The sequence below is a fragment of the Hungatella sp. L36 genome (genome assembly GCF_014288035.1).
In genome coordinates this window covers 147,275-165,205 of sequence record NZ_JACOPC010000004.1, presented here as the reverse complement: position 1 = coordinate 165,205, position 17,931 = coordinate 147,275, and the positions used below count along the sequence as shown (strand labels likewise).

At 49.0% G+C, this 17,931-nt stretch carries 20 protein-coding genes; 1 reads left to right on the top strand and 19 read right to left on the bottom strand.

Going from position 1 to position 17,931, the window contains the following annotated elements:
- Positions 1-28: 28 nt before the first annotated feature.
- The 5 genes from H8S80_RS12395 to H8S80_RS34610 all read right to left on the bottom strand — a co-directional run bounded on the left by H8S80_RS12395 (position 29) and on the right by H8S80_RS34610 (position 4,282).
- A complete protein-coding gene (locus H8S80_RS12395; RefSeq protein WP_117633262.1) occupies positions 29-1,690 on the bottom strand; it encodes a glycosyl hydrolase family 18 protein in 1,662 nt (553 codons plus the stop codon).
- A gap of 178 nt (positions 1,691-1,868) precedes the next feature.
- On the bottom strand, positions 1,869-2,147 hold the full coding sequence (locus tag H8S80_RS12390) for a hypothetical protein (protein WP_243008008.1): 279 nt from the start codon (positions 2,145-2,147) through the stop codon (positions 1,869-1,871).
- Positions 2,148-2,162: 15 nt separating this feature from the next.
- A complete protein-coding gene (locus H8S80_RS12385; RefSeq protein WP_117633263.1) occupies positions 2,163-2,795 on the bottom strand; it encodes a hypothetical protein in 633 nt (210 codons plus the stop codon).
- Positions 2,779-3,858: a protein kinase domain-containing protein gene (locus H8S80_RS12380; protein WP_278321714.1), complete on the bottom strand. Its 1,080-nt coding sequence runs from the start codon at positions 3,856-3,858 to the stop codon at positions 2,779-2,781. The genes H8S80_RS12385 and H8S80_RS12380 overlap by 17 nt, the downstream gene beginning before the upstream one ends.
- A complete protein-coding gene (locus H8S80_RS34610) occupies positions 3,830-4,282 on the bottom strand; it encodes a serine/threonine protein kinase (protein WP_278321561.1) in 453 nt (150 codons plus the stop codon). The genes H8S80_RS12380 and H8S80_RS34610 overlap by 29 nt, the downstream gene beginning before the upstream one ends.
- A gap of 205 nt (positions 4,283-4,487) precedes the next feature.
- Between H8S80_RS34610 and H8S80_RS12375 the strand changes: the two genes are divergently transcribed.
- A complete protein-coding gene (locus tag H8S80_RS12375) occupies positions 4,488-5,207 on the top strand; it encodes an adaptor protein MecA (RefSeq protein WP_117633264.1) in 720 nt (239 codons plus the stop codon).
- Positions 5,208-5,282: 75 nt separating this feature from the next.
- On the opposite strand, the gene H8S80_RS12370 is transcribed toward H8S80_RS12375, so the two are convergent.
- The 14 genes from H8S80_RS12370 to H8S80_RS12305 all read right to left on the bottom strand — a co-directional run bounded on the left by H8S80_RS12370 (position 5,283) and on the right by H8S80_RS12305 (position 17,850).
- Positions 5,283-6,173, bottom strand: a complete 891-nt coding sequence (locus tag H8S80_RS12370; protein WP_025529056.1) for an alpha/beta hydrolase fold domain-containing protein — start codon at positions 6,171-6,173, stop codon at positions 5,283-5,285.
- Between the two features lie 31 nt (positions 6,174-6,204).
- Complete coding sequence (locus H8S80_RS12365) at positions 6,205-7,599, bottom strand: MATE family efflux transporter (RefSeq protein ID WP_002601970.1); 1,395 nt, start codon at positions 7,597-7,599, stop codon at positions 6,205-6,207.
- A 9-nt stretch (positions 7,600-7,608) separates the two neighbouring features.
- Entirely contained in the window at positions 7,609-8,073 is a 465-nt protein-coding gene (locus H8S80_RS12360; protein WP_002601971.1) for a MarR family winged helix-turn-helix transcriptional regulator, read from the bottom strand.
- Positions 8,074-8,212: 139 nt separating this feature from the next.
- Positions 8,213-9,424, bottom strand: a complete 1,212-nt coding sequence (locus H8S80_RS12355; protein WP_117633266.1) for an MFS transporter — start codon at positions 9,422-9,424, stop codon at positions 8,213-8,215.
- Positions 9,425-9,881: 457 nt separating this feature from the next.
- Positions 9,882-11,270 (bottom strand): dihydropyrimidinase, encoded by a 1,389-nt coding sequence (hydA, locus tag H8S80_RS12350; RefSeq protein ID WP_117633267.1) that lies wholly within the window; start codon positions 11,268-11,270, stop codon positions 9,882-9,884.
- Positions 11,267-11,668 (bottom strand): PTS galactosamine/N-acetylgalactosamine transporter subunit IIA, encoded by a 402-nt coding sequence (gene agaF / locus H8S80_RS12345; RefSeq protein WP_117633268.1) that lies wholly within the window; start codon positions 11,666-11,668, stop codon positions 11,267-11,269. Before agaF ends, hydA begins: the two co-directional genes overlap by 4 nt.
- The gene (locus H8S80_RS12340; protein ID WP_081034317.1) at positions 11,665-12,489 is read right to left on the bottom strand and encodes a BtpA/SgcQ family protein; all 825 of its coding nucleotides are present in this window, start codon (positions 12,487-12,489) and stop codon (positions 11,665-11,667) included. Before H8S80_RS12340 ends, agaF begins: the two co-directional genes overlap by 4 nt.
- Before the next feature lie 7 nt (positions 12,490-12,496).
- Entirely contained in the window at positions 12,497-13,456 is a 960-nt protein-coding gene (locus H8S80_RS12335) for an IF-2B domain-containing protein (protein WP_117633269.1), read from the bottom strand.
- A gap of 34 nt (positions 13,457-13,490) precedes the next feature.
- On the bottom strand, positions 13,491-14,246 hold the full coding sequence (locus H8S80_RS12330; protein WP_055657858.1) for an amidohydrolase family protein: 756 nt from the start codon (positions 14,244-14,246) through the stop codon (positions 13,491-13,493).
- A gap of 14 nt (positions 14,247-14,260) precedes the next feature.
- Positions 14,261-15,106, bottom strand: a complete 846-nt coding sequence (locus H8S80_RS12325) for a PTS system mannose/fructose/sorbose family transporter subunit IID (RefSeq protein ID WP_055657860.1) — start codon at positions 15,104-15,106, stop codon at positions 14,261-14,263.
- Entirely contained in the window at positions 15,106-15,849 is a 744-nt protein-coding gene (locus H8S80_RS12320; RefSeq protein WP_002601979.1) for a PTS mannose/fructose/sorbose/N-acetylgalactosamine transporter subunit IIC, read from the bottom strand. Before H8S80_RS12320 ends, H8S80_RS12325 begins: the two co-directional genes overlap by 1 nt.
- A gap of 16 nt (positions 15,850-15,865) precedes the next feature.
- Positions 15,866-16,351 carry a PTS sugar transporter subunit IIB gene (locus H8S80_RS12315; protein WP_002601980.1) on the bottom strand — a complete coding sequence of 162 codons (486 nt, stop codon included), beginning with the start codon at positions 16,349-16,351 and terminating at the stop codon, positions 15,866-15,868.
- Positions 16,326-17,090, bottom strand: a complete 765-nt coding sequence (locus H8S80_RS12310) for an amidohydrolase family protein (protein WP_055657862.1) — start codon at positions 17,088-17,090, stop codon at positions 16,326-16,328. The genes H8S80_RS12315 and H8S80_RS12310 overlap by 26 nt, the downstream gene beginning before the upstream one ends.
- Positions 17,077-17,850 (bottom strand): GntR family transcriptional regulator, encoded by a 774-nt coding sequence (locus tag H8S80_RS12305; RefSeq protein WP_117622603.1) that lies wholly within the window; start codon positions 17,848-17,850, stop codon positions 17,077-17,079. The genes H8S80_RS12310 and H8S80_RS12305 overlap by 14 nt, the downstream gene beginning before the upstream one ends.
- Between the last annotated feature and the right edge of the window lie 81 nt (positions 17,851-17,931).

Sequence of the window (17,931 nt, the reverse complement as noted above, 5' to 3'; positions counted from 1 at the left end):
CTGAACCTTCCTGTCTCTTTGCGATGTTCTACTCCTGATCCATCCGTATCTCATCCCACAGTTCGGCGGGCTCGAAGCCAAGCTTCCAGCAGGCAACTCCAGCCAGATCATACTTCCTGATCAGATCCATCTTAAGCCCTATGGAACGTTCTTCCTCCATCCAGACTTTTTTCGTCCCCTCCTCAGTTTTCAGTTCCCCATAATACTGTCCCAGCTCCTCCTGCCAGTACAGTTCCACGTTGTTCTCCACGGCCCATTCTTTGGCTTTGGCGATGCCAAGAGCCACTGATGACGTCTTTCCATCCGCAGCCTCAGTCCAGACTCTCGTATACAGCGGAATGGCATTGATCAGTTTTTCCTTCGGAACCTGTTTTAACGTGTTGGAAATTCCATCATTCACATAGCCGACCGAAGCTACCGATCCCGGCTCGCCGCCGGCGTAATGCTCGTCGTACCCCATAACGATGACGTAATCGGCCACAATTCCCTGTTCCTTCCGGTTATAGAACTCATTGCCGGCATAGGGAACGTAATTATCCACGGACAGCACGATCCCCTCTTTCCTGCAGGATACAGAGAGTTCTCTGATAAACTGGATATAGTGAACTCCGGCTTCCTTCTTAATTCCCTCGAAATCCAGATTCAGTCCGTCCAAACCATACTGCTCCACCTCGGCCATCAGCTTCTCAATCAGCTTCTGCCGCGTGGAGGTCTTCGAAAGCAGAACCTCCGTCTGCACGTTGCCGCTGAAATTATTGATCAGGGCCCACACCTGGAGCCCCATGTCATGGGCTTTCTGTACATACGCAGCATCCGCATAGGAATTGAATCCGCCTTCGTTGTCGGTCAGCTCATACCAGGTCGGAGAAATAACATTCAGTCCCTTTGTATTGGCGATCAGATTATCAAAGGAGGCGTTCCCCTCCGGTTTCGTAACCTGGTGCCATGCCATGCATACCGGCTCATCGAGAGAAATATTCTTATAGACCGGAGCCACAAATGTGCTCACCGGCGCCTCGCTCCGGCTCTCACCCAGACGCTTATGCTCCACGTACCCGATATAGCCGTCCGGGGTCCGCACCTTATCCCACTTCTCCATGGTCTCCAGCACAGTCACCTCAGACCCTTTCTCAACCCTGGTAACGATCGGGCTCTTGATTCCGCCCTTTTCCCGGACATTCCCCTTGCCGTCCGCCACGGCCTTCGTCTCCTCCGACCAGTCGTTATTTACGAAAATGCGCTTGTGATCGGCCAGATCAAAGACGTCAAGCCGGATATCCGTATAATTGGCAATGAGTCCCAGCGACAGATAGACGCCCTCGTCATTCACCCAGATCAAAGGCTTACCCGTGCTTCCCTTTGTCGAATGATCCGCATAGACAATGGACTCCGGAAGCGCGTAAACCAACAGCTTTTCATGATTATCCCAGTAAAATCTTTCGTTGAGTTTGTCATTTACCCATTCGATCGGAAGATAGGTCTGTTCTTCTATATAGATTCCCTTTGCTTCCTGAAGCTCATTATTCAGAAACACCGCCACATTGTCACCGCTTACACCCAGCAGCTTGCCGATGTCGGCCTGTTCCTTTGATGGTGTATATCGTTCAACCAGCCGGATGCCAAAAAACCCGGCAATTACCAGAACAATCAGTCCCAGTGCCACTAGAAATGGCACCACTCTCCTTTTCATTTGCATTCCTCCTGTAATGGATGTAAGTCATAAAAGCCCCTTTGGATTATACTATACCACACTTCACCGGGAAATTGCTTACATTTTCATTACATTGCAAAAATTCCCCTGTCCCGCCCTGGCGCGTCGTTTCCCTGGCTGATGGCTGAAGATGGTATCCGCGCGCCCCATATTTGATTCATTTGTGGTAGACCCTGTCAAACCGGATCTCGGTCAGTCTTCCCGTCTTGTCATCTAAGACAAAATCGGCCATATAAAAGGAATTGTCCTCCCTCGCCTCAAAAATACGGTTCCAGTCCGGCTCGGTGCATACCTCGCCGTCTATTACGATGGGAATTCCCCGTTCACGGTAACGTTTCAGGCCTGCTATGTAACTGTCTTTTCCATTTTCATTCATACCGCCCTCCATGTGCAGAAGCGGCAGGTTAAGCTTCCACAAGGCTTCTGTTCGTGACACATCCTCCTCCTGCCGCTATAAAATCTGCTGATAAAAATCCATGACAGTTTCTGTGACAGTAAAGGCATCTACTGAAACCGGAACCCGCCGGATTGAAAGTCCGAGCTCCTTTTCCATATTCTTTCTGGTCTCCTCGCTTCCGAACACTGCGAGAGTCTCCCAGCCCGTACCGGCCCTCTTCCATGCTCCGGCGGTTTCCAGAAATGCCCCTGTCTGCCACTCACTTAAGCCTGCGAGAAGAAATTGCCTGTCACATCTGAAAAATTCCTCCTGATTTCCTCCGGCAGCGGCCCCGTAATCCACAATTACCTCCTGATAACGGAGTTTTTTGCACAATACCAGGGTCTCTGTCCCCGCATTCCGGTAGTAATCCACGTCCAGAATGCGGAAGCTTCCGCGGCAGCCGCTGTTCTTTTTTCCAAGACAGCTCTCCTCCAGCCGTTCAAACGCCCCGTGGTCATTCCACTCGAGCACCGCACAGCGCCTGCGGCAGATACCGGTCAAGTACCCGGCCATCGTGACCGCAGTGTGGGTCACCCCCACAGCCGGTCCTGCCCCGATCAGCCCAATCAGACGCTGTTCTGCGAATGCCGCGCCTTTTCGGGACGCCTTTGTACGAATGAAATGTTTTTTATGACTCGTTCTCATGTGCTTTCCCCCTGGCTTTTCCGGCTGCAGTCCGCAGAAAATCGACTGTTTTCCGCAGTTCCCCACATACATGGTTCCATGAAGAAACCAGCAGACTTCTCCGTCTCCCCGCCGCGTACTCTCCTACGTCCAGCGCGAGTTTCAGCGATTCCAGCACCTGGCAGTAAAATTCACTCGTGCCTTCATACGCTCTAAACGGGTCTGCAAAATACGGTGCCCGGAAGCAGCGGCTCCGTTCGATCCCCTCCGGCGGCTTTACCCTCGCAGATTCTGCCAGGTGATTATAGACCGCCGCATAAGGTATCCGGCATTCCGACACGCGCTTCAGAGCAGACGATGCCGCTTCCCGGCTCCACTCCCGGCCGTCGCAGACCAGGATCAGCGCGTCCGGTTCCGCAGCCAGAGCCGCCTCCACCTCATGCCCATAGTCGGCAATCATAAGGCCGCAGGAGGGCACGGGAAGCTTAACACCCGGTCCGTAGGCCGGCTTCCACACAAAGCCATGGTGCTGCATCAGGCCGCAGCGGTCCCTCAAAGCACCCGTAAAGGTACCGAGCTCCGCTCCCATGCCGGATCCGTTTCTTTCTTCATACAAATTGGGATAACCAAGATTTCTAAGACAGACTGACAGGCCGACGGCTATATGAGTCGTTCCGGCCCCCGCTTTGCTTCCCGCAAGCGCGATCATAAGAGGTGATGGTTGTAGACAGGCGTTTGCAGCGGCTCCCCTTTGCTCCAGCTGCTTTAACCGTTTGTTCAGTTCTGATGCCGAGGAAAAACGCCGTTCCCGCTTTTCTTCCAGGCAGGTCCGGATGATGGCGGCAAGCTCCGGCTTCATCGCGGGCACCGGTTCATAGGGTACCGCCGGAAACGCACCGGTATAAAGATAATGGAGGATCACACCAATGGCATATAAGTCTGTCCGTTCATCCAGCTTTCCGTTTTTTTCGTACTGCTCCGGCGCGGCGCATCCGACGGTTCCGTACCGGTCCGCGGCCGCATTCGCCTCATCCGTAAAGGCGGCATGGTCAAAGTCAATCAGCTTCACGCTTCCATGGCACACCAATAGATTCCTCGGCTGTAAATCCAAATATAACAGGGGGGGTTGTTCCTGCGAGATGCAGGTAATTCATGATGTCAGTAAGCTGGATTCCATAATGGATGACCAGCCTCTGCGGCAGATAACCCTGGCTCTTTACCAGGTCATAGAGAGATTCTCCTTCCAGATACTCTTCGATTAAATAACTGTAATTCTCGTCTTCTTCTACATCGTATACAATGGGGATTCCCGGATGGCGCAGCTCCTTCAGAATTAATGCTTCACGCCTGAACTGATCATATTCCAGAAAACTCTTCGGCACGCGCTTGATTGCGCGGTATTCGGAAAGTCCAAGATGAACCGCCAGAAAAACGGTTCCAAGACGGCCGGTCCCAAGGATACGGCATAGCTGATATTTTCCAAACAAAACGGTGTTTAATTTTCCCACCTCCTCTTTGCCTGTCCAATATCGCCTCTTAGAGCCTATTCTAATCTATCATACCCAATTTTTCAACCATTTTTCATAAATCCCTTAAATTTATATAAATTTTTTCACATAGTAATTGCCTTTTGGTTATATTATATAGTATAGTTATGTTGAGGAAGTATGTAAACAATCATTCAACATTTTTAAAAGAACAGGAAGTGATCCTATGAAGATAGAACGTATTAATGAAAATCAGATTCGCTGTACACTGACCAGTTTCGATTTAAGTGTCCGAAACTTGAATTTGGGCGAACTGGCTTACGGCAGTGAAAAGGCCCGCAGTCTGTTCCGCGAGATGATTCAGAAAGCATCTAACGAAGTGGGATTTGAAGCCGAAGACATTCCTCTCATGGTGGAAGCGATTCCGCTGTCCAACGAAAGCGTCATGCTCGTCATCACCAAGATTGAAGACCCCGAGGAGCTGGATACTCGTTTTGCCAAGTTTTCCCCTATGACCGACGATGATCAGGACTCCATGTTAAACGATCTGGCGAGTGAGCTCTTAGAAGGTGCTGACGGTCTCCTGGGACTTTTAAGCGCAGACAAGAAAGATAAGGAAGAAGTTCCCGCTCCAAAGGAGGAGGCAGCAGCCAAGACCATGAGGATTTACTGTTTCCAGAGCCTGGACCAGATATCGGAGGCAGCCCGTGCCGTTGGACAGGTCTATGATGGAGAGAATACATTATATAAGAAACCGGAAGTGAGACAGTATTACCTCGTCGTGAAGAACACATCGGAGAGCTCACTCGACTTCAGCCGTGTCTGTAATATTCTTGCGGAATACGGCACCAAGATCCGGCAGGATTACGCTTCAGAAGCGTACTACAGGGAACATTACGAGGTGCTGATTGAAGGCCACGCCCTTCAGTCTCTTGCAAAGCTCTGACCCGTCCCCTTTGATTCATAGTACTTCATCACACAAAGAATAACCCGGAGGCACATCGTGTCTCCGGGTTTTCTTTTATTCAGCCTCCAACGCCTCCTGGAAGAAGCCGGCTATAAGATCCAGTGTCACATCGGTTTCCCTGCACGGAATCAGAATCCAGTCGTGGCACATGCCTGCCGCCTTCCGATAGACGAACTCCGTACCGCTTACCTTCTCCATCTTCTCTGTGAGCAGTTCGCAGTCCGGCGTCAGTATCTCCTCCTCGCCGGAAAACATGAGAATCGGTCCCAGCCCATCCATGGTCCCGTAGATCGGGGATACGAACGGGTCCTCTATATCTAGGCCCCCGCAGTAGCGTTTTCCGGTCTCCATCAGCTCTTCCACCGGGAGTATATGCTCCGTCTTTCTGGCGATCTTGATCTTCGGGTTCGTCAGGCTGATATCCAGCCAGGGAGACACCACCGCTGTTCGTAACGGCATGGGGCAGCCGCCCCGATCGCGCAGCTCCTGTAAAAATGCCAGGGCCAGTCCGCCTCCGGAAGAGTCCCCAAACAGGAAAAACAGATCGTCCGGATATTCACTCACCAGCCTCTCATAGGCTTCCATGAGAATGATCCGGACATCCACCGCCGTATATTCCGGACAGAGGGGATACTGGAAAACCGATACCTTCATGTGATCGAGAAGCGCGAAACGCTCCGCGATTCTCCGGTGGTGTTTCCCCGGTTCCAGGGAATACGCACCGCCCGGAAGCATCAGGATATGACCCCTTCCCGGGTAGCTCCCATTGATGGTAACGCCTTTAAATCCCCTGATATCCCAGTTTTTCACCCGCACCTTCTTCGTAAAGCGTACTATGTCCAAAGCCCCCGTGTTTCTGGGTGGATTCTGAAGATTTTCCGCCATATTTCTGTCCGCCTTACAAAGCCGTGCCAGAAATCCCGCCATCGATGCCTTAAAACTCATGTTCTTCGTCTCCTTCGTAAACGCGCGTCCGTCACGCTTCCGACGCGCTGCACACCTTGTTTAACTTTCTCAGCTCATAGACAACAAACAGGCTCACAATCACCGCCGATGCAACGTCTGCGATTGGTCCCGCATAAAGGATTCCGTCCAGGCTGAAGGTCAGCGGAAGAATCAGGATCAGCGGAATCAGCAGAAGCAGCTGGCGCAGCATGGACAGAACCGAGGCCTTGAGCGGCTGTCCCGTAGACTGGAAATAGCTGGTGGATACAACCTGAAATCCAGCCGTAAAGATACCCAGCATGTATATCTTCAGACACTTAATTGCAAACTGCGTAAATTCTATATCCTGTGTTCCAAAAAGGCTCAGAATCTGACCGGGGAATATCTGACAGGCCAGCCAGCCGAGTATGGAGACCACGGTAGCCGCTGATATTGCCAGTAAGTACGTTTTTCTCACACGCTTCGGCTGGTTCGCACCCTTGTTAAAGCCGAGAATCGGCTGGGAGCCGATACCGATGCCGATACAGATGGAAATCAGGATCATGCTGATCTTGTTGACGATACCCATGGCGCTTAAGGCCACGTCACCGCCGACTGTCGTCTGGTTTCCATAATACACCAGAGAATTGTTCATGACAACCTGTAAAATAGTGGATGCCACCTGAGTAATACCACTGGAGATTCCCAGCGGAAGCGCCCGGACGCAGATTTCGCGGTCGAGGCGGAAGGTCTTCCTGCGAAGGCGCATATTTTTACCCTTTTTCAGGAAATAAACGACCAGAACGACTGCGGAAATGATCTGAGAAGTGATCGTTGCGACTGCCGCACCGCTGACTCCCCAGTGGAAAACGAAGATGTAGATCGGATCAAGGATCGTATTTAAAACAGCTCCGACCAGAAGGGCATACATGGAGAGCGCCGGGCTGCCATCTGTTCTGGACATGTTGCTCAAGACAACGGAAAGCATGTTAAACGGAGTACCAATCAGGATGATAGAGGTATACTGTCTCGCATACTCCATTGTATTGACCGTGGCGCCGAAGATCTTCAGCATCGGTGTCATGAACAGGAATCCCAGCACCATGATAACCGCACTGGAGATCAGGGTCAGGATAAAGACTGTTCCCAGAGTCTTTTCTGCATCCTCTTCCCTCCTCTCACCCAGCTTGATAGCCGCATACGCACTGCCGCCGGCTCCCAGAAGAGTGGACATGGCCAGAATAATCGTCACGATCGGGAATGCGATGGTCGTCGCCGCATTGCCGAGATAACCGATTCCCTGTCCGATAAATATCTGGTCTACAATATTATAAATGGAGTTTACCAGCATCGAGATGATGGCGGGCAGCGCAAACTGCCCAAGAAGCGCTCCAATTGGGCGGTATCCCAGTGGATTGCCCTTTTTTTCTACTTTAGTCTGTTCCATAAAATTAAATCATTCCTTTCCTTTGTTCGCGATAATATGCCTGTATGAATTATCCGCCATGCGGATTAAAAATGCCTCAGCCGAGTCGCGCTCCTCTTCTGTAAATCCCTCCAGCATAACCTCCGTCAGAAAATCCACGCTGTTTCTGGTTATGTCCACAACCGTTTTCGCCTTTTCTGTCGCGTAAATGTGGCGGACACGCTTGTCCTCACCATCGGTTTCCGTTCGCACGTACGCTTCTTCCTCCAGCTTCTTCACCGCCCTGGTCGCGGTCGCTTTGTCAAAGCTTCCGTTGGAAGCCAGCTCCTGCAGGCTGATTCCTGGATTTTTAAAAATCTGCAATAAAAAAAACTGTTGTCCACAGCCTATTTGATAAGAGGATAATTCATTTGCAAAATAAATGTTGCTTAACCTCTGGAGAATCGAGATATACTTCCCGATTTCCCGGTGCTTGTTCACGTCTCCCACCCCCATATTCCGCCTGGTTCTCTTCCTGCCGGACGGAGTCATTTCGCTTTTAGCGCTGCTGTATATGGTAACATAAAATAGTTGCGTATGCAACTATTATTTTCAGCGCGGTTTCTTCAGGCTTTCTTTCAATCACTGATAACAGCTAAGCTTCCTCAGCCATCTCCACAGAAAAATAATGCATGTTCCAAACTGCCAGGGATAAGATTAAGATCATCAGGCCCGCCGCATTGAAAAGGCGCTGGACAGGCATCACATCTGCCAGCGGGCCAAACACCACCATACCGAACGGCAGGGCGCAGGAGGTTGCGATCTGCATAAAGCTGAAGATTCTCCCCTGCATGCCCGGTGATACTTTTTCCTGTATTGTCACGGTAATGGGCGCATTGTAGCACGGCGAGGCAACACCGATGGCAGTGTTAAGCAGCAGATAGAGCAGAAAGACGCCGGCATTTCCCAATCCGATCATGATCAGCCCGTAGATGGCTCCCGCGGCCATTGTCGTATTCATTCTTTTTTTAAATCCGCCCCAGGAGGCGATCAGAATTCCGCCAAGGACCATTCCGAGGCTGTAAGTCATCTCGCTGGCAGTCAGACGCCACACCTCCCTGCCGAACGTCCTGCTCACCATAAGAGGCGTTAAAAAGGCCGATGGACTGACAAGGAAAAGTATGGTGATCTGGAACAAAAGCAGTCTTTTTATAAATCTGTTCTTTTTCAGATAACGGAAGCCGTCTTTTATTTCTTTCAGGCCGGTATTACCGGGAGTGATGCGTCTTTCATATGATCTGACGCGGATGGTGGCGGTAATGCCGACGCCAATCACAGCAGTCAGCACGTCGATAAACAGCGTGGCCTCTAAAGGCGCCACGGACAGAATCGCGCCGCTGGCCGCCGGTGACAAGAACATCATCATGGAGGACAGCGTGCTGTTGATGCCATTTATCTTCATGAAATGTGACTGCGGAACGATCTGAGGGATCATGGCATTTACAGCCGGCGTCTGGATGCCGGTTCCCGCCGAGCGCACCACCAGAGCGGCAAATAAAAGCCAGACGCTCTTATGCCCACTGAGAAACGCGATAGCCAGCAAAAGCGTCGATACGGCGATGGCCGAATCGGAAAGCATAATCATCGTCTTCCTGTCGTACCGGTCGATCCAGACACCTGCAAACAGGGAGATCAATATCTGCGGCAGGAACCCGCACAGGGTGGAAATCGTAAGCATCTTTCCGGAGGAGGTTGTGAGTGTGATATACCAGACAATCGCGTACTGCACCAGCGAGGAGCCAAACAGAGAGATCGTCTGCGCGGTTAAGAACCGGGTAATGGAATTTTTCCAGTTTATTTCATTCATTCTATTTATAGTCCTTTCTATATAGCAAATAAAAAAGAAGGCTGAATTTATTTTTCAGCCCTCTGTTCCCGACATTTTCAGCGGAAGCAAACTTCTGCCCGCTTTCAGTCAGACAAAAAGGCTGCGGACAAAACACTGTCCACAGCCCCCGATATGCAATCATTGCTTCTCTTACGGAAAACAGGTACGAAAAATCAGGCATACCTCTGCATGCCGCCGCACTTCCTGTTTTCCGGCGAAAAAAAAAGCATTTATGCTTCCAGTTTAAGCTCCGTACAATGTCTCACCGGTACCATTTGTACAGAGTTCATTCGCCTCTTTAATTCATCTATGATAATTCGATCCATGGTAATCACTCCTGTCAAAGCTTAATCTATCATATTCCTTCTTTTGTGTCAATGCGGCTGGATATCTTTTCATAAAGGCATGAATAAAGACGGGCAAAATTCTGCCCGCCTTATAGCGCCGGTCTGAAATGCTTATACGCAGCAGCGTACGGCTTTGCAAAGATCCGATGTCCACAGCCCCTTCTTCCGGTAAAGCGTCCGTTCTCTGCAACCAGCATCCCCCTTAGAAAAACCTGTTCCGGGCGCCCTGTCATTTCAAATCCTTCAAACGTCTCATAGCCAATGCCTTCCAGATTATCCTTCTGCGTTATAATTCCTTGATAATCCGGGTCATATATCACGAGATCCGCATCAAATCCGGGAGCAATCTGTCCTTTATTCGCAAGTCCTGCGTTTTTTGCCGGGGTGGTGGCAATCAGATCCACAAACCGCTGTTTAGATATACGCCCTTTGGCCACTCCCTGACTCCATAGCACTGAAATCCGGTTTTGAACGCCAGGGATTCCATTTGGTATTTTTGTGAAATCCTCCAGTCCCTCTTTTTTCTTTTCAAAGCCTCCGGCCAAAGCACAGTGGTCCGAGCTGACTGCATTCAGCCAGCCTCTGTCTATTCCTTCCCACAATGCCTCCTGATGCTCTTTTGTTCTAAGGGGCGGTGCACAGACGTATTTTGCGCCTTCAAAATCCGGCAGAGCAAGATAAGAGGTATCCAGCACCAGATAATGGGTACATGTTTCCCCAAACACAGACTGTCCTCCTGCATAGGCCTCCCTGACCGCTTCCATAGCCCCTTTCGTCGATACGTGAACAATAAAAAGAGGTACATCCGCCACTTTCGCCATGGCAATTGCATGACGAACCGCATCTTCTTCCGTAACCGGCGGTCTGGAATAGGAATGGTTGACCGGTGCAAGATGCCCTTCCGCCTTTAATCGCTCCGTATAAAATGATATCATATCCGGATTTTCCGCATGAACCATCATGGTAATTCCGTGGCGTTTGCTCTCATTCATCACCTTAAGGATTGAAATATCTTCCATGAAGAAGGGAGTTCCTTTGTATGCCATAAACATCTTCACACAGGATACGCCATGTTTGGGAAGCTCTTTTATCTGATCCGGCGTATCCGGCTGCATATCCATCACCATGGAATGAAAACCAAAATCCACGCAGGATATGCCGGAGGCCTTAGCCGCATGTTTTTCAACTGCTGTTCCCAGAGAATCACCTTTCTCCTGAGGAACAAAGTCAACAATGGTTGTCGTCCCTCCGACTGCTGCCGCCTCTGTTGTTTCAAACAGTCTTCCCCCGAAAGAGCCAAAATGAGTATGCTCATCCACGCCTCCCGGGAAAATGTACTTGCCGGATGCATCAATTATATCATCAGCCAATTGATCCAGGTTCTTCCCAACGGCCATTATGGTTTCCCCATCAATCAGAATGTCTCCCTTAAATTCGGATTCCGCAGTCAAAACTGTACCACTTTTTATCAGCTTCATAGCATATCCTTATGAAATCGAATGATTTGCTCTTTTCCTGCTTCCATGGAAGACTGAATAAGATCTTCACTGTCGTCAGAATTCATACGCCGGAAGATCAGTTCTACCAGCATTGGCACATTCGTCCCTGAAATAACATGCAGCCTGTCATCCGAAACAGCGTAAGTAACGGCCGATTTAAACGGAGAACCGCCGGTAATATCCGTCATAATTACTATTTTTTCACAGTCCTTCAGATTATTCAGCTTTTCCCTGTAGTCATCCTCCAGAGCTTCCTGTGATTCTCCCTGAAGAAAATCAATATACTCATAATTTTCCGGTTTTCCAACCACCAGCTCCAGCATGCTGGTAATACCCGACGCGAAATTTCCGTGCCCTGCAACAATGATTCCTATCATAACTTCTCCTCATCTCTGCTGTTTTCACGCAGTTTCCGAGCTGTCTTCACACCTTCCATGAACTGTCCGGCCCGCTCCGGGTCAATTGGATTTCTCATGTTTCCATTTTTCACCCATGTTCCCACACTGACACCGTCGTAATACTGCAGAATCTCGCTGATATTATCCCCGGTTGCGCCGGAACTTAAAAAAATAGGAATTTTGCTGCCCAGACGTTTCCGTACACTCTTAATAATTTCAATACTCTCTTCGCAGCTTAGTCCCCCCAAAAAGAGCCCGTCTGCAAATGCATTCATCACTGTGTCCCATGCATTGTCAACAATGCTCTTTCCCGCCAGCTGTTCATAGTGAACTTCCTGTACATCCGCATAAACCGGAATATGGGACCCGATCCTTTTCTTAAACTGGCAGATGTCCACGCACTGTGCTTCCAGCATACCGGCATACCCGACTTCCACCCCCGTATAGGTGTGCTCCACCCGGATAAAATCTGAGCCTGCCGCAGCTGCCACTGCCAACGATGCTACTCCATCCCAGTTGACCAGAATCCCCTGTATCATATCCGGGTATTTTCTTCTGCACTCCTTTGCCAGCGCGGTCATATAAGCAACCGTCTCCGGGAGTGCCTGCTGCCGGACAGGCGCATCATTCCGGTTCTGAATAATATATCCGTCAAAACCGTTGGCCTGAATCATCTCAATTTCTTTTAATGACACAGCTACAATCTCTTCAAACGGCATTCCATCATGCCGAAAACTTCCCGGAAACGGCTCTGGCTGTATCATGGCCAGTGCCACTGGAAATTCTTTACCACACATCATACCGTTCTCACACCTCCTCTAAAAAACGCGCATATTCCATCGCCTCATGAAAGAAGGCAGAAGACGGAATAATCCCCTTCTCGGTAATTAATGACCGGATGTACTCCGGAGCAATTTCCAATAGCTTAATTCCTCTAAAATCCACCAGTTCCTTCGCCTCCATATCCCACGCTCCTGCCAATCGGGGACCGTAATCAAACGGCATGGGCGATAACCTGTTATATCCATAGACAGGCCGTGTATCCACCTTAATCATCGGAGTCAGTACATAAAGAGGTATCCCAATCTGACGGCACAGAATGGCCAGTATATCCGACCCTACTGTATTAAAAACCGTACCATCAGGATAAACGGTTTCCGCCCCCATGAATGCTGCCTGACACTTTTTTAAAGCAATAAACATCGTTGTATCAGGAATAAAATGAACCTCGTGCCCCGCTTCTACCGCGGTTTTTACGAAAGGCCTCCCTCCATCAAGCGCCCGGCTCTCCGGTATATAGATGGTACGTTTTCTTCCCAGTTCCGCCACAAAACGATCTACGGTACTGGAATAGTCAAAAATCATAATCGTATCCAAGTTTTCCGCAATATGAACACCATAAGAGATCAGTGTGTCCATATCCTTTGCGGCCTCCGCTCCGTAAGCGTTAATCCGATTTGCAATACGCTCCCGTATCTCCCGTTCCCCTGCGTTCTCAAGGTCATCCAGGCCTTTTATATAATAGCGGATCGCATTATAAATCGCCCGGCTCTGCTGCCCTCTTGTTTCCATAAAGAAGCGGGCTATTTCTCTCACCTTATAGAGAACGCTTTTTCCATTCTCCGACTCGTCCTCAGCAGTCAAAAGCATAATTTCCCCTATCATACGAATATGATTATTAGCACCGAGGACGCGGCTGTTTACGATATCGTCAAACAGCTTGGACGACTGGTTATTCAACAGTTGTCGCACTTCTTCTTTATTCATGATACTCCCTCTTCCCTATTTATATTGTAGCCAGCTACTTAGCCGTGCCTCCTCCTGCCTTCGAAAAACATGAAAGCAAACGCTCTGCGTTCTTGCAGAACATGCACTCCTTCAGTTCTTCAGGAAGTTTAAGTAAATCAAAGGTATGAACCGAGCATACCGTCAGTTTATCCGGATAGTGGCTTCCAAAGAGAAAACGTTCCTTCGGTATCTGACTGAAAGCCTTTCTCAAAATAGGAAATTCGTACATACAGGAGGTTTCCACCATCAGATTCTCATATTGGGGAACGAGTTCCACGCAGCCATAGCCAAAGTCCGTGGTTCCCATATGAAGAAGAACCATCGTCATATCGGGATGGCGTTTGGCATAATACGCCCATTGCGCCGGCATGGTGCGGCAGCCCCAGCCCGTGAATACATTCACAGGCATGTGGTTTGCCGCCGCTATTTCGATAATCGTGTCAAGAACCGGCATGGTCTCCGGATAGTAACAGTGTTCCATGGAATCCAGCTCGATGGTTTTGAAGTATCCGGAAGCCGCAATTCGTTCCATCTCTTCAACACAGCCGCGTTCCTTCGGATTAATCACTGCAGACCCAATGATCCGATCCGGATTGGCTTTTACCAGCTCTGCCACTGCGCTGTTCTGCTCTCTCGTGGAAAATCCGGCAAGCGCGGATACCACACGTTTATCTATCTGATTTTCCTCCATGTCCTGAAGCAATGCAGCCGTATCATATTGATTTGTATCCCGATCCCATTTTATATGGGAATGATAATCAATAATCATCTTTTACTCCTTAACTATCCTAAAATTCCAACCGCATATCCGGCAATACCTACCAGCATGGTAACCAGCATCAGAACTACCGGATTCATTTTCTTCTTGTCCATCAGCCACAGCATCAGAAGCGTATACAAAAGCGGAAGAATGCCCGGGACGATCCCATCCAGAGTGGACTGAAGGCTTACCACCGTCTCTCCGGCTTTGTAAGTCCACGGAACGTTAATCGTTACAAACTTGTACACAAAACCACCGATAACTGCGTAAGCGGCAATTCCTGCCAGTCTCGTCATCTTGTCGATCAGACCGGAACTCTGCATGGCACCGACAAATTCAACGCCCTTCTCATAACCTTTAAAAATGCCAAAGTAACGGAGAAGCTGACCTACACCGGCCATAACAAGGACAAAGAGCAGCGGTCCCACCATACTGCTGTATCCGCTGGCAATCACCATGGATACTGCCAGGCCTGCAATAATAGGACGCAGTGTTCCATGGTAAAGGGAGTCACCGATTCCCGCCAGTGGGCCCATGAGCGCTGCCTTTATGGCGTTGATGCTGACCGGATCAATATCATGCTCATTCGCGTTGCGCTCCTCCATGGCCGCCGTTACACCGATGACGAAATGGGAAAGTCTTGCCTCTGTCAGGAAAAGCTCTGTATGACGCCTGTATGCTTCTTTCTTATCTTCTTCATTCTTATATACCTTCTCAATCACCGGCATCATGGAAAACGCAAAGCCCGGCGCCTCCTGCTTTTCGTAGTTAAAGCCGCTTACGAATGCCTGGGAATAGATATACATTTTCAGCAGATCTTTTTTGTTAAGTTTTGTTAAATCGGTATTTACAGTCTGATTTCCTGCCATTATGCTACCTCCCTGTCCATTTCGCGATAATAGGCCATAGCCACACATACAACTGCAATCAGTGTGATTCCAATCGGATTAATATTCAAAAAGCTGGAGAAGAAAAATCCAATCAGGAAATAGTACCAGATATGTTTCACATTAATACACTTCAGCAGCAATGCAAGTCCGACAGCACCAATCATTCCGCCGCCTACAGCCAGACCGTCGATAATAACCTTGGGAATTGCATTGATAATTGCCTGGACCGGTCCTGCGCCTAAATAGATTGCCAGGAAAACAGGTACAGAGAACAGTACGAAATTGAATACATTCGGCAGAATAAGACAGTTCATGGTAATCCCTGTTCTGCTCCCCCGCTCGACAGCGGCCTCGAGCCTGTGCTGAGTCCATACACAGAGCACCATATTTCTGAAGTACATGCCCATCTGCCCTAAAATTGCAAGCGGCAGCGCGGTTGCCAGTGCGACCTCGGTGCTGCCTGAAATGCAGGCAAATGCGGTTGCAATAATCGTGCTGAATGTCTCCTCCGGCGGAAGCGCCGTACCGACAAATACCTGCCCCAAAAACATCAGCTCAATAGTACAGCCTACCATCAGACCCATCTTCAAATCCCCCATGATCAGTCCGATAATCGGTCCTATTACAATTGGTCTGTATGTAAAGAACTGTGTACAATACTTATCAAAAAATGTCAGCCATGTAACCAGCGCTACAAGGACAGCTTTCACTAACAAACTCATACGTTTCTCCCTTCTCCTATTTGGAAATGAGTGCAAGTCCGTCTATGGACTTATCATTTGGTACCGCCCTCACATCAAGTCTTATATTTTTTTCTGCAATCGCCGTTAAATTTGCAATATCCTCAGGCTCTACGTAAATATAAGGCAAAAGGCGTTTTCTCCCCACCGTTGAACGGGCATTACTGATATTCCCCACATTAACACTCTCAATATAAAAGCCCCGTTCAAATAAATCTAATGCCGTTTTCGGATTCCTTACGATCAGCAGTACTTTTGTATCCGACTGATCTGTCTTTAAAAGCTCAGCCGCTTTTTCAACTGATACAATTGTCAGTTTGATTTTCGCAGGAACTGCCAGCTTCAAAAGCATCTGCTGAGTCGGGTCCTTCGCCGCCATATCGTCGGCCACAAGGATCTCTCCAGCTTTCGAGTCCGATATCCACGCTGTTACAATCTGTCCATGAATCAGCCGGTCATCAATTCTCATGTGTGATACAACCATGATGCTGCTCCTTCCTTTTCCATAACTTCTCGGCGTTCCTGTAAAATACCAACTCCAACTCCGATTCGTTAAGCCCCAAATGATACAACTTCTCGATTTCAATATTGGTCGGTTTATATGGCCAGTCGGTTCCAAACAGAATTCGTTCCGGTCCCAGAACCTCCACTGCTTTTCTAAGTATGTCAATTTCCATATTTGCTGACGTCTCTACCCAGAAGTTATCCAGATCCCGAATTGCCTCGATACAGCTGTATCCAAACTCCCGGCCGCAGACATGGGTAAATACAAACCGCATATCCGGCCTTCGCTTCGCATGTTCGATCCAGACAAACGGTGTACATAAAGGGCTCGCGCCTCCATGAATCTGAATATGAACTCCATATTTTCCGATCTCATCAATTACAGGACCCAGACTCGGGCAGTTCTCCACTGCGTAGCCGTGCTTCCATGACATGAACTTTACTCCGTTCATCTTCATGTCTCCAAGCGTCCGGTGAATCTCTAAAAACGCCTCCGGAGCCTTGGGATCAATATCCGCGTAACCTTCAACAATACCCGGATACTGGCACATGGCTTCATAAACAAGGTCATTCTGCGGCCTCATACCGTTTCCTGATAAAGAACAGATACCCACTTTTGTGATTCCAAACTCACCCAGCTCCTTTACCAGCTGATCCGCGTTGTTTGCGTCTCCTGATCTGGTCTTCCCCAGATGTGAATGGAAATCATACCTTTTCACCCGTATTTCCCTCCCCTCTTACATTGGTAATATGAATATAGTATTTGTAAGAATCCGACAAGTAGGAATTCTCCGAAAATTCCACCGGTCTCCCGTTCATGTCATATGTAACCCGTTCCTTGTAGACCAGAGGCTTGCTTTCCTCCAAAAACAGTTCCCTTCGAATCTCAGAAGTCGCCATCTTTGCTTCCACGGTCTCATCCGCACTCCCAAGCACAATTCCATGCTGTTCTAAGTACTCATACAGCGACGTCGTAGAATCAAAGTCCTCTCCCCTGAGTGCAAATCCCAGACGGCCGCTGACATACGTCTCGTTCAGAGCAATAATACGCCCATTGAGCAGCCTGAGCCGCTTTAGGAAGTAAACCTTTTCCCCAGTTTCCACCTGAAGCATCTCTGCAATCTTAACGCTCGCCTCCACTTCCTTGCAGTGCAGAATAATAGAACCCGGTTTATCCCCCTTGACCTTAGCATCACCGCTGAAGCTGTTGAATACAGACATATCACGTTCCTTTTTCTGCGGGCATACAATCGTTCCACGCCCTTTCCGCTTAATCAGATAGCCATCATGTTCCAGATCTGATATCGCTCTGCGAACTGTAATCCTGCTCACTTCAAACATCTCCTGCATTTCTTTCTCTGACGGAATGATCTCATTCTCTTTATAAAAGCCCTCTGCTATCCTTTCTTTTATATAAGAGTACAACTGCTGGTGAATCGGTACCTTAGAATCCTTATCAAGCCTGATGGATTGTTCCATATGCTCCTCCTTGTCTGTGATGTTATAATAACATGTTATAACATGTTTGTCAACATCTTTATCTATTTCGTATATTTTTTC

Bases quoted from the DNA above. Each gene is read 5' to 3' on its own strand.
- H8S80_RS12395 (WP_117633262.1), bottom strand. From the start codon at position 1,690: ATGAAAAGGAGAGTGGTGCCATTTCTAGTGGCACTGGGACTGATTGTT.
- H8S80_RS12385 (WP_117633263.1), bottom strand. From the start codon at position 2,795: ATGAGAACGAGTCATAAAAAACATTTCATTCGTACAAAGGCGTCCCGA.
- H8S80_RS12375 (WP_117633264.1), top strand. From the start codon at position 4,488: ATGAAGATAGAACGTATTAATGAAAATCAGATTCGCTGTACACTGACC.
- H8S80_RS12370 (WP_025529056.1), bottom strand. From the start codon at position 6,173: ATGAGTTTTAAGGCATCGATGGCGGGATTTCTGGCACGGCTTTGTAAG.
- H8S80_RS12365 (WP_002601970.1), bottom strand. From the start codon at position 7,599: ATGGAACAGACTAAAGTAGAAAAAAAGGGCAATCCACTGGGATACCGC.
- H8S80_RS12360 (WP_002601971.1), bottom strand. From the start codon at position 8,073: ATGGGGGTGGGAGACGTGAACAAGCACCGGGAAATCGGGAAGTATATC.
- H8S80_RS12355 (WP_117633266.1), bottom strand. From the start codon at position 9,424: ATGAATGAAATAAACTGGAAAAATTCCATTACCCGGTTCTTAACCGCG.
- hydA (WP_117633267.1), bottom strand. From the start codon at position 11,270: ATGAAGCTGATAAAAAGTGGTACAGTTTTGACTGCGGAATCCGAATTT.
- agaF (WP_117633268.1), bottom strand. From the start codon at position 11,668: ATGATAGGAATCATTGTTGCAGGGCACGGAAATTTCGCGTCGGGTATT.
- H8S80_RS12340 (WP_081034317.1), bottom strand. From the start codon at position 12,489: ATGATGTGTGGTAAAGAATTTCCAGTGGCACTGGCCATGATACAGCCA.
- H8S80_RS12335 (WP_117633269.1), bottom strand. From the start codon at position 13,456: ATGAATAAAGAAGAAGTGCGACAACTGTTGAATAACCAGTCGTCCAAG.
- H8S80_RS12330 (WP_055657858.1), bottom strand. From the start codon at position 14,246: ATGATTATTGATTATCATTCCCATATAAAATGGGATCGGGATACAAAT.
- H8S80_RS12325 (WP_055657860.1), bottom strand. From the start codon at position 15,106: ATGGCAGGAAATCAGACTGTAAATACCGATTTAACAAAACTTAACAAA.
- H8S80_RS12320 (WP_002601979.1), bottom strand. From the start codon at position 15,849: ATGAGTTTGTTAGTGAAAGCTGTCCTTGTAGCGCTGGTTACATGGCTG.
- H8S80_RS12315 (WP_002601980.1), bottom strand. From the start codon at position 16,351: ATGGTTGTATCACACATGAGAATTGATGACCGGCTGATTCATGGACAG.
- H8S80_RS12305 (WP_117622603.1), bottom strand. From the start codon at position 17,850: ATGGAACAATCCATCAGGCTTGATAAGGATTCTAAGGTACCGATTCAC.